Below are 12,968 nucleotides of genomic sequence, written 5' to 3'. Positions count from 1 at the left end.
CCTTCGACTGCCGGCCCGCATACTCGGGCTCGATGGCATTCAAAGGGAGTTTCGTGTTTATTGCCCGGCTTTCAAGATCGTAAAGCCGTAAGCAGGCAGCTTCACGGTCAGCTGGCCTTGCTTCGCGCTGAGGCCTTCGCCGTTCCACAGGTTCGTCCACTGGCGGTCCAGCACAGGGAGGGTCATCGTGTTGCCCGCCTTGTCGTTGTTGACGGCAATGAGGATCGTTTCATTGTCGTCCTCGCGCAGGTAAGCGATTTTGCCCCCGTTCTTCTCGGCCTTCAAAAATTTGAAGGTTCCCGTGCGGAGAGCGGAATGCTCTTTGCGGAGCTTAATGAGCGTTTGGTAGAAATGGAAGAGGTCTTTGTCGTGTTTCGACTCGTCCCACTCCATGCATTTGCGGCAGCCCGGATCGTGCCCGCCGTCCATGCCGATTTCGTCGCCGTAATAGATGCAAGGCGTGCCGAAGTACGTGAACTGGAACATGGCGGCCAGCTTCATCAGGCGTTTGTCGCCGTTCGCCTGCGTTAACAGTCTTGCGGTGTCATGGCTGTCCAGCAGGTTGAACATCACTTCGCTGGCCTGTCTTGGATAGCCGGCAAGCTGCTTGCCGAGCATGAACGAGAACTTCTCGGCATCGGCGGTACGGTTGATGAAGAAATCCAGTACGGCATTCGTGAACGGGTAGTTCATGACGGCGTCGAACTGGTCGCCTTCCAGCCAGATGGAGGATTCATGCCACACTTCGCCAAGGATGTAAGCATCCGGGTTGGCTTTTTTTACGACTTGGCGGAATTCGCGCCAGAAGCTGTGTCCCACCTCGTTGGCTACATCCAGGCGCCAGCCGTCGATGCCCGTTTCCTTGATCCAGTACTCCGCAGCCTTGAGCAGATAAGCCCGGACTTCCGGATTCTCCGTATTCAGCTTCGGCATCAGCGGCTCGAACGCAAACGTATCGTAGGTCGGAATGCCGTCCACCACTTCCAGCGGCAAGGAGCGGACGTAGAACCAATCCTTGTATTTGGAGTTCAAACCGTTCTTCTGCACGTCGACGAACGGGGCAAACGTTCTGCCGGAATGATTGAAGACCGCATCCAGCAGAACGCGGATTCCGCGCGCGTGGCACAGATCGACGAGTTTCTTCAGCGTGTCCTTGTCGCCGAACTGCGGATCGATTTCCATATAGTCTTCGGTATCGTATTTATGGTTTGTCGTTGCCGTGAACAGCGGCGTGAAATAAATCGCATTGACGCCGAGCTCGCTTAAATGGTCGAGATGGTCGATAACCCCTTGCAGGTCACCGCCGAAGAAGTTCTTCGGCGTCGGTTCGGCACTGCCCCAAGGCAAGGCGCCTTCCGGGTCATTGCTCGTGTCCCCGTTCGCGAAGCGTTCCGGGAAGATTTGATAGAAAATCGCGTCTTTGACCCATGCCGGCGGATGAAAAACGTCATCCGGATTGATGAACGGGTACTCGAACAGGCGGTCCGGATTGGCCGGCGGCTCCGTCAGGAAATCATATTCGGTCATCCAGCGCTTCTCGTCGCCCTGCTGCAGCAGGAAGCCGTATTTCAAGCGGCGGTATGGAGGAGTTGCCTCACACTCCCAATAGTCGAACATTTCATCCGAGGACAGCTTGGTCATCGGAATGTATTCCATCGTTTGATCCCACAGGTACTTGTCGCCTGCAAGGGCATACACTTCGGTAAGGTCGTCCTTTTTGGTGCGGATTCTGAGATGGATGGTCGTGCCGTTATAAGCGTAGGACCAGTTTTTGCGCGGGCGGTGATAGATGGCTTCCAGAAACATCGATGATTCCTCCTTAAATAGTGAAATTAAAAAAAGGCACAGCCAGGACTATGAATAGCCGAGGTTGTACCTTTGTAAGATAACATTGCCTTTAGATTATGAGGTTTGAATCGGGTTGCTTATGAATTCATTAGCTGATTAAAAATATACCACGCGTTCTAAGCGTATTCAAGCCCTAAGTACAAGTGGCTGATCTCTATGCTGCATCGAAGCCGGAACGACCAGGTTCTTTAGCGAGATCTTGCCGGGAGGGGCAGTCAAGAGGAAAGAGCCGGCGTTTGTTGTATAATAAAGGGATAAGGGCAAGCCTGACAAGCAGATACGCAATGAGGAGGACAACATATATGCAATACGACGATCAGATGAAAAACCGGATCAAGCGGATTGAAGGACAGCTTCGCGGCATTTTGAAGATGATGGAGGAAAACAAGGACTGCAGGGAGGTCATCACGCAATTATCCGCTTCGCGTACGGCAATCGACCGGACTATTGGCGTTGTCGTAAGCTCCAATCTGGTGGACTGCGTGCGCAAGGCCGAAGCGAACAGCGAGGATACGGAGAAGCTTGTGCAGGATGCCGTTAATTTGCTCGTAAAGAGCAGGTAGGGGATGAAGGACGGGCGCGGCAAAGGCTAGGAAATTGGTAAACGGACAAAATGGGTAAAGATAAGATGACGGCTTTACTAAAAGGAGGGTACTCAGATGTCCGTGAATGAACGAATTTTACTAGCCAAGCGGCCGCAAGGCATGCCGGAGGAGTCGGATTTTACGTTTGAGGAGCAGCCTTTGCCCGTACCTCAAGCCGGAGAAGTCCTTGTACGGACCGTGTATTTATCGGTGGACCCGTATATGAGGGGCAGAATGAGCGATGCCAAGAGTTATGCCAAGCCATATGAGGTAGGGCAGGTTATCGCCGGAGGCGCAGTAGGGCAGGTCATGGAATCGACGGATCCGACCTATCGGGAGGGCGATTTTGTTGCAGGCACCTGGGGCTGGCAGCGCTTTGCCGCCGTACGCACCGGGACGCTGCGCAAGGTCAACCCGGATCTGGCACCCGTCTCGACCGCGCTGGGCGTGTTGGGGATGACCGGTTTGACGGCTTATTTCGGACTCCTGGATATCGGTCAGCCGAAGGAAGGGGAGACGGTGGTTGTATCGGGCGCCGCTGGCGCCGTTGGCATGATTGTCGGGCAGATTGCCAAGATCAAGGGAGCCCGGGTGGTCGGTATTGCCGGTTCTGACGAAAAGACCGGATACCTGACCGGGAAGCTCGGCTTTGACGTTGCGATCAATTACCGGACCGAAGATGTGGCTTCGGCTTTGGCGGAAGCTTGTCCGGGCGGGGTTGACGTCTATTTTGACAATGTCGGCGGCGAGGTGTCGGATGCGGTTCTGCGCCTGATCAACAAAAATGCGCGGATCCCGATTTGCGGCCAAATCGCGCTCTATAACCTGGAGAAGCCGGATACGGGCCCAAGAATCCAGAGCCTGCTGCTGACCAATACGGCACTGATGAAGGGCTTTCTGGTCGGCGATTACGCCAGCAGGTACAATGAGGCGCTGCAGGAGCTGGCCGAATGGCTAAGGGATGGCAAGATTCAGTACACCGAGAATATCGTCGACGGCTTCGACAAGACGATTGAGGCGTTTCTGGGGCTGTTCTCCGGAGAAAATCTCGGGAAACAGCTGGTGAAGGTAAGCGAAGAACAAAGCTGATCCTTTGACATACAAAAAATAAAAGAGTGTCGATTTCACGACTTCGCAAGTCTCCTCGGAGGGAGCTTTGCGGCCGGAAGGGCAATTGCCTCCCGGATGGCGTGATTTTCGGCACTCTTCTTTTTGCGCTTAACTAAGTTTCATGACTGGTTTACGTTGGAACATGTCCGCTATATCGCCGCCTCCGGCGTCATGAACTGCTGATACTGGCGGTACATCGAAATGCGCCAATGGACAATCATGCCGTAAGCCAGCATGAAGAACAGCGCCGCGGTCTGCGGGATGGAAATATGCTGTTCAATATATCCATGGAGCAGGAGCCTGACGGCCAGCAGGCCAAGCAGAATGTACACGAAGCTTTTCGATCTCTGCATGAAGATCTGACCGTCGACCTTCTCGAATTTGGTGCTGCGGATCAGTGGGTACGAGAAGATGAACCAGCCTACCAAAAAGGCGATTCCCGCCCACCATAAGGGGATGCGTACCTGCGGCTCAACGAACATCAGGAATCCGGTGCTCATCGCTACGGGAGGGATGATAATCTTCTTGACGGTTACGGGACGGTTGCTCGCCTTCATTCGAATGAAAATAACGGCCAGCGCCATAACCAGCATCGCGATCGTAGAGCCTATCTGAAGAATTGGGGAATCGAAATTAACCACAATTCAGACCTCTTTCCATAAATAAAATGACATCACAATGTGCTGCCTTATGATTATAGCACATTCTGATGCCAGGCAAAATCAGGCAGGCGCAGGAGGTACGGCCCTTCTAGCGCCGTCCGTCTTGAAGATGGAGCCCGGTGACGAAACTCCGGATCATGAAATCCAGGCTGTCGTCAACACTCAGATCCATGGCGAATTGGCCCGCGCGTTCCAGGGAAGAGAAGCCGTGGCATAGGCTGCGAAGGGTCCGTACGGCATGCAACGCTTCCGCCTCGCTGAGCTGGTAAGGGGCCAGGATTTGAAGCAGCAGCTCGACAATCTGATTCCCTACTCGCTGCGTCTCCTGCTCTTCGGGACGGACCGGCTGCAAGGCGGCTTCGTACAATCCGGGGTGTGTTCGAGCAAAGTCGACATAAGTAAGGCATACAAGGCGCAGGGCATCTTCGCCCGACCGGCCGGCGACAGCCTTCAGCAGTTCGTCATGGAGCGTCTGGAGGCCATGCCGCATCAGGGCGGCATGCAGACCGGAAAGCCCGTCTACGTGGTTATACAGGGAAGGGGAGCGAACCCCCAGCTTGGCTGCAAGCGCAGCCAGGGTCACCGCGTGAAGTCCCTCCCGATCCGCTAATTCGGCAGCGGTTTGAAGCAGTTGAAGCCGATCGATGCCGGGTCTTGGACTCATCGTGCATTCCTCCTCAACGTTGATTCGGCTTCCGCAACGGCCTGCTGCATGGCACCCGCCGGATTTCTCAGCATCCGTCCATGGCCGACAGCCAGAACGGCGGGCTTGAGCGCGGTAAGCATTCCGGCGCTTTCCAAGGCCTGCTCCTTGCTCCAGGTGGCCATGGCAGGGAACGGAAACCATGGTTTCATGACGCCCGATACGGCCAATCCGCCACGCGTCTGCCAAGCATCGCCGGCGATCAGGATGCCGCTGCGCTCATCGAGAAACGCCATATGCCCCGGCGTGTGGCCTGGAGTCGAGATGGCCTTGAGGGAACCAATGGAGTCCCCGTCCTCCAGAAGAACGTCCGGAACGGTGGTCATGTTCTTCGGGATATCCCCGCGTATCGGCGTTTGCGGCTCTCCGGGCTGGAGCTCGGCATTTCCTTTCAGCAGCAGCGCATCGCGCCGCGAGATGCAGACCGAGGCATTCGGAAGCTCCTTCTTTAACCCGTCGAGCGCACCGACATGGTCGCCGTGGGCATGGGTCAACACGATCCGTTTAATGGGTTTTCCGATATCGGCCGCAGCCTGCAGGATTCCCTTTTGGGAAAATGACATCCCCGCATCGATGAGGGTAACCCCATCGCTTTCTTCTACTAGGTAAACGTTGATCGGAAAAAGGCGAGGAAGAAAAGAAATTTGAGTCACCTGTTCAATCGTCGTTTTTAACATAAAGCCGAACCCCTTTCGCTTAAAACTAATGTTATTAGTATAATAACTAATGATATTAGTTTTAGCAAGCCTGATTTTAACATTTTCATGAATAGAGCCTTTGAACCACTAAAATTTTTATATATTTACCAAATTTTGAGTGCAATTTTCGTCGGTTTGCGTTACCATAAAGATAGATATACGGAAAAAAATGTAGGTTGTTTAGATGAAGGATGAGGGGCGGACGATATGGATATGTTCAAACGCATCGTACTTCTGATGGTCATGTATGCCTTCTCCGCAGTTCTGTTATACGTAGCCAGCCAGCACACGCCATATCTGCTTCCTGTCATCTGGATCTCCGCTCTGATGCTGCTGTTATGCGGCATCGGTTATCTGGGATACCATTATTTCTTTAAAGGATGCAGAAGACGAAGTTAATTGGGACTGACATACAAGTCTGCCTTGCCCGGGCGGGCTTTTTTTGTGCATAAAAATAAAAAAACCGTTTGATTGGCTTAGCAGTCTTTATATAGAGTGAAGTAAACAGCGAGGCAGGTCGAACGAGGGGAAGGTATATCGGATGTTGGAAACTAAAGAGCTGGCGGCTGCGGCATGCAGGGGAGACGAGGAAGCGTTCTATGCACTCGTCACGGAGCATCGGAGGCGCCTATACGGAATTGCGTACAGTTATCTGCATAACGAGAGCGACGCTTTGGAGGCATTGCAGGAGACGGTATGCCGGGCGTGGATGAAATGCCGGAAGCTGAAGCATCCGGAGGCGTTCGTCCCTTGGCTCATTCGGATATTGATTAACTGCTGCGTGGATGAACAGAAACGGAAAAAGCGCATGCTTCCCGTAGAAGAAGTGCGCAGCCGGGAGACGGCTGCGGAGATGGTCAGCGACAGCAAGCTGGATCTGGAGCGCGCGCTGAGCCGCATGAAGCCCAAATATCGCCATGTGCTGATCTTGAAATATTACCAGGACATGACGATCAGCGATATCGCGCATATTCTCGATGTACCGGAGGGAACGGTCAAAACCCGGCTGCATCAAGGATTAAAGCTGCTTCGGCAAAAAATCGAGCCAGGAGGTGCCGTATTCCATGTATGAGAAGGAAGAGCGGATGCTGAACGAGATGAATAGGGATGCGGAGATCTACACGGCGGTTGTGTCCGATGAAGCATTGGAAGCGGCTGTTCGAAGCGGAATGCGGAGAGGACGGGGCATGCAGCGGAGCCGGAAGCGAATGGCTGCCTTTTCTTCTGTGATCGCCACTGTAGCTGCCGCACTGCTGTTCGTGGTATGGGGCGGAGATGGAGGCATCGTGGAGCCGAAGGAGCAAATGGCGGCGCAAGGGCCGTACCCGCCATTGACCGGGTTTGATCTCGGAGAAGATATTACGCTGAATACGGCTAACCAACACGGCATGATCCAGCCGGTGAATCAATCGGTGACCCGGGGGGATTATACGATAACGCTGAACGGGATACTTGTCGGCTCCCAGCAGATGGAGGTGTTTTATACGATCCAAAACGATGCGGAGTATCATGCGGACCTAAAGCGGGTCGAGATGAAGCGTAAGGGCTCCAGCCAGTCGCTGCCATACAGCATCGGGTCGTCGGGTGGAACCCAGATTAAGCCCGGCCAAACATTCCGTTCCCGATCGGATATTCATATGGGCGAGAACCAATTCGTGCCCGAAGAAATGACGTTATCTTTTAGCATCGCCCCTTATACAACGAATACGGTGCATCAATCCTCGGCAGAGGGCGAGCAGGTTCTCGATATCGACGTATCCGTTGATATCGAGACCGTCCAAAAGTTTACCCGCACGATTCCGCTCAACAAAATGCTGCAGATTGAGAGTCAAAGGTTCTATTTGAAGGAAGCCGTGTTATCCCCTGCCGGCATCGTCTTGAAAGCGAACATCCCTTCGACCAATACGATGAAGGTATCCGGTTTATGGGACGTGTATTTGGAAACCGTGGTGAACGGCGAGCAGATCCGATTGAACAGCGATTCCGCATTTTTGCCTGGTGCGGGAGGAGGGGACATGACATACTTCTTCGACAGCAATATATTGGAGAATCCGGAATCAATCACGCTGAAAGCGAGCGGATTCCAAGCGGTGGACCCCTCCGAGATGAAACTTGTAGTCGATACGGATAAGAAGGAGATTCTTCGTGCACCGGACGGCGATCTTCGGTTCGGAGCGTACACGGGGCATACGCTGACATTGGAATACGAGGAGCGGGCTGACCGGCATATGGGCAGCGTATCGATTGAGCCGGAGTTCGTGGACGGGGAAGGGAACAAGCATACGATCAACGAGGACGCAGGTGGACTCAGTTCCTCGTCCCGATCCTCTTCGGATACCGGGGAAAGCCTCATCACGCAGTATATCCACCTTAAACCCGGGGATTACCCGCAGCCGCTCACGTTTACGTTAAGCAGCTACCCTGGCGTCATGGAGCAGGCATTCGAGGTGCCGATTCGATGAGATTAGAGATGCTGAAAGCTCATCAGAATGACCAATGCGCCGAATGCCATGGTTACTTTACCCATAAGTTTTAAGTACCATATTCTCAGATCGCTGGGTTCCGTGTCATCTCTCGATCTTCTGAACCACCAAGAGTACGGATTGCGGATGGCATAAATGCCGATTCCGGTGAGCGCAAGACCCATGAACAGCACAGAAATGAAATCGAACATTTGATCAGCCCCTCTCTTAAGAGTTACTACGAATGGTTTTAGCAGTAAGTTCCGTTACATGAAAAATAGGATGGTCCGAAATTTAGGACACGCAGGGTATTTAGGACACGAAAAAGGAACCGCCCCCGACCATGAAGGCCGGAGGACGGTTCCTTTTTTCTCATTTATTTAAATCCTGGATCATGGGTCGATGCCGCTATTCCCTGCGCTCGGTAGGGGAGCTTCCTGCCGGTCCTTTAGCATCCAGCAGCTCGATCAGAGCTTTGGGCACGCCGTTGAGGATCAGCCATTGGCGAAGCGTTTCGATGGCACGGATATGGCCGTTGCCTTCATCCCGCCAGGTCAGCAGCTCGACAACCTTAATGACGAGGAGCATCAGCTCCATTTTGTCATGCTCGGTTTGGTCTGCGCGGACTTTTTGGAATACGGCTTCTTTCTCCCAATCAAGCAATATCTCTTCCCCGATGGTCGGTCGCATGAGTGAATAGCTGTAATCGCACTGCGGGCAGTGAACCGTGGTGAACTGTTCGGATGTGAACGTAACCCCGATTTCCGTTTGACACTGGCGGCAGTGGAATTGGACTTGAATTGCCGAGTTCGTTTCCATGTCTATGTTGCCTCCTTCAAAGAGAAAGGTATCTACTTTTACCCAATAGTCGGTAACTGTGACCCATCTTCCCTTAAGGAGCAGTTTGAAACATGAAAAAGAATCGCCCTCAATAGGCGATTTTTTAAGGAAAAAAGTCAGCGTTTCCTTCTACTCTGCGAGCTCTTCACATGGGTGAACACATTATAGAGGAAAGCGAGAACGCCCAGCGTTACCAGAACGCCTCCCACGGCAATGACCGGCTCTACCGATTCGATGCCGCTCATCAGCAGGGCAAGACCGATCATCATGACGGGCAGACCGATATTGTGCAGCCAGAAATGCACTTTGCCGGCAGTGGACTCCCCGGCAGCCGGGAACAGAACATAAATAACGCCTGCAAGAGCCAGGGACGCCCAGCCCAGAAGGTTGACGTGTGCGTGAACCGAGGCGTAATCGTAGCTGTGGGTGATCGACATGTACATGCCGAGCAGCACCCCGAGCACGAAGTAAACAGCAGCGATTTTGATTAATTTAATCCCCATAAAACCCCTCCTTTATGGATTACTATTATGATATATGTCACCTGGGGCGAAGTAGACCTAGACGGAGGAGGATTTAATTAAAGAAGATGCAAAAAAAGAAACCGCGAATTTCCCTTGCCGGGAATTCACGGTTATTACGTAAGCTTTTCATGATATCCGCAATCTATTCAAGCTCCAGCACGTCATAGATCAGCCATTTGCCTTCGGTTTTCTTGAGCCAGTAGAGCGACGTCGAATAAATCGTTTCGCCGTCCGCATCATCGCTTTCTTCGGCATAAACGACGGCGTCTTCACCTTGGAAGAAGACCGTCCGGAGCTCCTCCGATTTGAGGTTGAAATTCACCTCATCGAAGATGCCTTCCTCAATGCTGGTTTGGAACATCTCGTGGAAGACCGAGTCCGGGTGAATGACGGACATGAGCAGCGGGCCATTCTCCTCATTGAAGCCCTTGTACTGAATGTCGATAGACTCCACGATGGCTTTCTGCTCCGCTTCCGGCACTACGGGACGAGCTTCAAGCAGTTTGTCTCCGAGGAAATATTCTGTCTCGTACAGGTTCAAATCATAGATTTTCCATGCGCCCGACGCATCCTTCTTCAGGAGATTCTCGTAATGGAGCGTAACATCCCATGCAAACGGCCCGCCGATGCGGTCTAGGCTCACACTGGTGTAGGCGTGGATCGACGTTCCGGCTACCGCTACATCCCATACGTCCGCGGATACATGTTTGTCGTTCTTGAATTGATCCTGATAGTTTTGCTTAACCTCCGCAAGAACGGGAGATTCGGGGTGGAATACGCTCATAACTTCGTCCAGTTTCTTGGCGCTTCCAGCCTCTTCAATGATATGGTAAAGCTTCTTCACCTCGTCTTCGGCTTTGGCGGTCGCACCCTCGCGGTCAATCTTGACGGTACGCGCCTTGGAATCCCACTTTACCGGGAGTCCGGTGGCTTCAGCCACAAAACGAAGGGGAACCAGCGTATTGCCGCCTTGAGTGAAAGGAGCGATCTGCAGCGTGGTTTTTGCGCCATTGACATAGGCGGTCTTCTGCCCGATCGTCATCTGCAGCTTCTGATCGAGATATGTACCCGTTACCTGCTTGTTCGCGCCGTTCCAATGGACCTTATAATCCAGGGCTTGGAACAAAGGGCGGAATTGAACGAAAGTGACTCCGTTCTTCATGATCGGCGCCGCCGCAAATTGAATTTCCCGGTTATCGAGATAAACCCTGATTTTCCCTTGATCCTTTGCCGGAGCGGCTTGGGCCGCGCTTGCGATCAAGAACAGGAAAGCGATAGCCAGTAGGCTGATTTTTTTCTTCAATGTGCTGTCATCTCCTTCAACGAATGATAGAATAGAGAGGTAATTGTGGTAATCGTACATGATAAAACCAATGGTAGCAATACATTTCTTTGCGTGCAGTAATTGGTAGAGACAGCGCGGTGACGGCTTGCCGGAACGACTTAAAAAAGGGCGGTAGGCATGGGGCTCCGATGGGTAATACATAGTAAGAATCAGGCCGGGCCACCGGATCATTCATCAGACAAAGGAGTGGATCACATGACAGCAGGACAGGAACTGATATTTTACATAGGAACCTATGGTTCGGAAGAAGAGAATCGCATTCATTGGGGGGCGATGGATCGGGCTACCGGGGAGCTGCGCCTGTTAGGCGGTACGGCAGGCATCGAGAACCCGACCTATCTGGATTTCGATGACTCGATTTCCGTATTGTATGCGGCGAGCGAGAAGGGCGAAAGCGATGTGTCGGCTTATTCGGCCAATCTGGTCACCGGCGAATTGACGCTGCTGAATGTTCAGTCTACCGGCTCGTCCGGCGCGTGTCATGTATCCCGCACAACGGACGGGAAGCATCTGCTTACGACAGGGTACGGCGATGGACAGATTTCGGTGCTGGCATTGGAGCAGGACGGACGGGTCGGCGAGCTGGCCTCCAAGATCAAGCACAGCGGACGCGGCCTTCGCGATGACCGTCAATCTGAGGCGCATCCCCATTCGATATTCCAAGACCCGGTCAACAAGTATATCCTGGTCAGTGACCTGGGGATGGATGACGTGATTGTGTACCGGCTGGAAGACGGAAAGCTGGTGACCCACCGCGAGATCAGCCTGCCGCCAGGATCCGGCCCGAGGCATGTGGCTTTTCATCCGTCTGGCAAGTGGGTATACGGCACGAACGAGCTGAACAGCACGGTAACGGCATACGCGAACGACGCAACGTTCGGGGATCTGAAAATATTGCAGCATATCTCGACCTTGCCGGAGGACGTCGTGATGGATAGCAATACATCGGCCCATCTGCTGGTATCTCCTTGCGGCCGTTACCTGTATGCCTCAAATCGGGGCCATGACAGCATCGTCCAATATGTAATCGACCAGGAAGCCGGTACGCTCCGTGCCGTCAACTGGGTGTCTTCCGGCGGCAAAACGCCGCGCCACTTCAATATACTGCCGGATGGCTTCCTGCTTACGGCGAATCAGGATAACGGATTGATCGCAAGTTTCCGGATCGACCCGGATACGGGGAATCTGGTCTCTACGGGCTATACGTTGGAAGTCACGCGCCCGGTGTGCATTTGTCCCGTGGAGAAGGCCAAAGCAAACAAACGTTAACTTATATGAAAGAAGAAGCAGCTTGAAGACCCGGGAAGGGAATCAAGCTGCTTCTTTTATGCGTCTCTCCTTGCCCGCAGCGACGTACAAGGAACAAGGCGTCGAAAATTCTGTCTTCGTGTGTTTCAGCTAATGAAAGTTTAACTGAATGAATCCTTAATGAGCAAAAATATGATTGCCGATCTGCAGCACTTGCGGCCTGGACCAGATCCAGTCGCTGGTCGCGGTTTTAGGATTGAAATAATACAGGGATTCGTAAGTCGGATCCCAGCCGCGAACGGCATCCAATGCGGCAAGATAGGCGGAACGGTTCGGCGTCAGCCAGTATTGTCCGTCATCCACGGCCGTAAAAGCCCCTTTTTGAAAGACGACGCCCCGAATGTCATTCGGAAATTCGCTGGATTGAATGCGGTTCATGACAACGGCCCCGACCGCAACCTGCCCTTTGTACGGCTCACCGCGGGCTTCGCTGTAAATGACTTTGGCCATGACGTCCATTTCGGATTGATTCAACGTATATTTTTTCAGCTGTCTCCAGGTTTGCGCACCGGTAATTCCATCGGCTGGCACGCCGTATTCTTTTTGAAAACGGCTAACGGCTGCTTTCGTGTTTGCGCCATATTTGCCATCCAGCGGCTGCGTGTAGAAGTCCAGCGTTTTCAGGCGATATTGAAGGTCCCAGACATCCCCGTTTTCACTGCCGGGCTTTAACAGCGGAGCGGCCTCCGTCGTTTGGGCGAATGTCGGCAGGATCAGAAGAACACTAAGGAAAAAAGCAGATATGATTTTCCGTATTGGCTTTCTTATCGTGATCAACTCCTTTGGGGTAGAATTATAAGGTTGGAAACGGGTTCATACAACCATCAGTAAATGGAAATCCGCGCCGTGACTGCGTTTGTTGTACCAAAAATGGTTCTATGGTC

15 protein-coding genes are annotated in these 12,968 nt (G+C 52.9%); 6 read left to right on the top strand and 9 right to left on the bottom strand.

Annotation, left to right across the window (positions count from 1 at the left end):
* Positions 1–57: 57 nt before the first annotated feature.
* Positions 58–1,806, bottom strand: a complete 1,749-nt coding sequence (locus RB297_RS19285; protein WP_192569846.1) for an alpha-glycosidase — start codon at positions 1,804–1,806, stop codon at positions 58–60.
* Between the two features lie 344 nt (positions 1,807–2,150).
* Between RB297_RS19285 and RB297_RS19280 the strand changes: the two genes are divergently transcribed.
* Complete coding sequence (locus RB297_RS19280; RefSeq protein WP_375121166.1) at positions 2,151–2,411, top strand: metal-sensitive transcriptional regulator; 261 nt, start codon at positions 2,151–2,153, stop codon at positions 2,409–2,411.
* A gap of 96 nt (positions 2,412–2,507) precedes the next feature.
* Positions 2,508–3,521, top strand: a complete 1,014-nt coding sequence (locus RB297_RS19275; RefSeq protein ID WP_096774647.1) for an NADP-dependent oxidoreductase — start codon at positions 2,508–2,510, stop codon at positions 3,519–3,521.
* A 170-nt stretch (positions 3,522–3,691) separates the two neighbouring features.
* Here the strand turns inward: RB297_RS19275 and RB297_RS19270 are convergent, their stop codons facing one another.
* The 3 genes from RB297_RS19270 to RB297_RS19260 form a co-directional block, all read right to left on the bottom strand.
* A complete protein-coding gene (locus RB297_RS19270) occupies positions 3,692–4,183 on the bottom strand; it encodes a cytochrome c biogenesis protein CcdC (protein ID WP_009595968.1) in 492 nt (163 codons plus the stop codon).
* Between the two features lie 109 nt (positions 4,184–4,292).
* Entirely contained in the window at positions 4,293–4,868 is a 576-nt protein-coding gene (locus tag RB297_RS19265) for a TetR/AcrR family transcriptional regulator (protein WP_375121165.1), read from the bottom strand.
* Positions 4,865–5,584: an MBL fold metallo-hydrolase gene (locus tag RB297_RS19260; RefSeq protein ID WP_375121164.1), complete on the bottom strand. Its 720-nt coding sequence runs from the start codon at positions 5,582–5,584 to the stop codon at positions 4,865–4,867. Before RB297_RS19260 ends, RB297_RS19265 begins: the two co-directional genes overlap by 4 nt.
* Positions 5,585–5,812: 228 nt before the next feature.
* On the opposite strand from RB297_RS19260, the gene RB297_RS19255 reads away from it, so the two are divergent.
* From RB297_RS19255 to RB297_RS19245, 3 genes are all read left to right on the top strand, one after another.
* Positions 5,813–6,004, top strand: coding sequence for a hypothetical protein (locus RB297_RS19255; RefSeq protein ID WP_375121163.1), 192 nt, complete (start codon positions 5,813–5,815; stop codon positions 6,002–6,004).
* Between the two features lie 142 nt (positions 6,005–6,146).
* On the top strand, positions 6,147–6,677 hold the full coding sequence (locus RB297_RS19250; protein WP_012818824.1) for a sigma-70 family RNA polymerase sigma factor: 531 nt from the start codon (positions 6,147–6,149) through the stop codon (positions 6,675–6,677).
* Complete coding sequence (locus RB297_RS19245; RefSeq protein WP_375121162.1) at positions 6,670–8,067, top strand: DUF4179 domain-containing protein; 1,398 nt, start codon at positions 6,670–6,672, stop codon at positions 8,065–8,067. The genes RB297_RS19250 and RB297_RS19245 overlap by 8 nt, the downstream gene beginning before the upstream one ends.
* A 2-nt stretch (positions 8,068–8,069) precedes the next feature.
* Here RB297_RS19245 and RB297_RS19240 read toward each other — a convergent pair whose 3' ends face one another.
* The 4 genes from RB297_RS19240 to RB297_RS19225 form a co-directional block, all read right to left on the bottom strand.
* Positions 8,070–8,279 (bottom strand): DUF6199 family natural product biosynthesis protein, encoded by a 210-nt coding sequence (locus tag RB297_RS19240; RefSeq protein ID WP_304146749.1) that lies wholly within the window; start codon positions 8,277–8,279, stop codon positions 8,070–8,072.
* A gap of 196 nt (positions 8,280–8,475) precedes the next feature.
* Entirely contained in the window at positions 8,476–8,886 is a 411-nt protein-coding gene (locus tag RB297_RS19235) for a hypothetical protein (RefSeq protein ID WP_012818827.1), read from the bottom strand.
* Between the two features lie 137 nt (positions 8,887–9,023).
* The gene (locus RB297_RS19230; RefSeq protein WP_012818828.1) at positions 9,024–9,410 is read right to left on the bottom strand and encodes a hypothetical protein; all 387 of its coding nucleotides are present in this window, start codon (positions 9,408–9,410) and stop codon (positions 9,024–9,026) included.
* 163 nt (positions 9,411–9,573) lie between these two features.
* Positions 9,574–10,734 carry a stalk domain-containing protein gene (locus RB297_RS19225; RefSeq protein ID WP_375121161.1) on the bottom strand — a complete coding sequence of 387 codons (1,161 nt, stop codon included), beginning with the start codon at positions 10,732–10,734 and terminating at the stop codon, positions 9,574–9,576.
* A gap of 237 nt (positions 10,735–10,971) precedes the next feature.
* Between RB297_RS19225 and RB297_RS19220 the strand changes: the two genes are divergently transcribed.
* Complete coding sequence (locus RB297_RS19220; RefSeq protein WP_012818830.1) at positions 10,972–12,045, top strand: lactonase family protein; 1,074 nt, start codon at positions 10,972–10,974, stop codon at positions 12,043–12,045.
* Positions 12,046–12,201: 156 nt separating this feature from the next.
* Here RB297_RS19220 and sleB read toward each other — a convergent pair whose 3' ends face one another.
* Positions 12,202–12,861, bottom strand: coding sequence for a spore cortex-lytic enzyme (gene sleB, locus RB297_RS19215; protein ID WP_009595961.1), 660 nt, complete (start codon positions 12,859–12,861; stop codon positions 12,202–12,204).
* Positions 12,862–12,968: the final 107 nt, after the last annotated feature.

Origin of the sequence: Paenibacillus sp. CR_12 (assembly GCF_041953985.1) — a bacterium.
Lineage (GTDB): Bacteria > Bacillota > Bacilli > Paenibacillales > Paenibacillaceae > Paenibacillus_AQ > Paenibacillus_AQ lautus_A.
Note: the sequence above shows the minus strand (reverse complement) of the source record. Positions and strands in the feature narration are given on the sequence as shown.

Bases quoted from the DNA above. Each gene is read 5' to 3' on its own strand.
- RB297_RS19285 (WP_192569846.1), bottom strand. From the start codon at position 1,806: ATGTTTCTGGAAGCCATCTATCACCGCCCGCGCAAAAACTGGTCCTAC.
- RB297_RS19280 (WP_375121166.1), top strand. From the start codon at position 2,151: ATGCAATACGACGATCAGATGAAAAACCGGATCAAGCGGATTGAAGGA.
- RB297_RS19275 (WP_096774647.1), top strand. From the start codon at position 2,508: ATGTCCGTGAATGAACGAATTTTACTAGCCAAGCGGCCGCAAGGCATG.
- RB297_RS19265 (WP_375121165.1), bottom strand. From the start codon at position 4,868: ATGAGTCCAAGACCCGGCATCGATCGGCTTCAACTGCTTCAAACCGCT.
- RB297_RS19260 (WP_375121164.1), bottom strand. From the start codon at position 5,584: ATGTTAAAAACGACGATTGAACAGGTGACTCAAATTTCTTTTCTTCCT.
- RB297_RS19255 (WP_375121163.1), top strand. From the start codon at position 5,813: ATGGATATGTTCAAACGCATCGTACTTCTGATGGTCATGTATGCCTTC.
- RB297_RS19250 (WP_012818824.1), top strand. From the start codon at position 6,147: ATGTTGGAAACTAAAGAGCTGGCGGCTGCGGCATGCAGGGGAGACGAG.
- RB297_RS19245 (WP_375121162.1), top strand. From the start codon at position 6,670: ATGTATGAGAAGGAAGAGCGGATGCTGAACGAGATGAATAGGGATGCG.
- RB297_RS19240 (WP_304146749.1), bottom strand. From the start codon at position 8,279: ATGTTCGATTTCATTTCTGTGCTGTTCATGGGTCTTGCGCTCACCGGA.
- RB297_RS19235 (WP_012818827.1), bottom strand. From the start codon at position 8,886: ATGGAAACGAACTCGGCAATTCAAGTCCAATTCCACTGCCGCCAGTGT.
- RB297_RS19230 (WP_012818828.1), bottom strand. From the start codon at position 9,410: ATGGGGATTAAATTAATCAAAATCGCTGCTGTTTACTTCGTGCTCGGG.
- RB297_RS19220 (WP_012818830.1), top strand. From the start codon at position 10,972: ATGACAGCAGGACAGGAACTGATATTTTACATAGGAACCTATGGTTCG.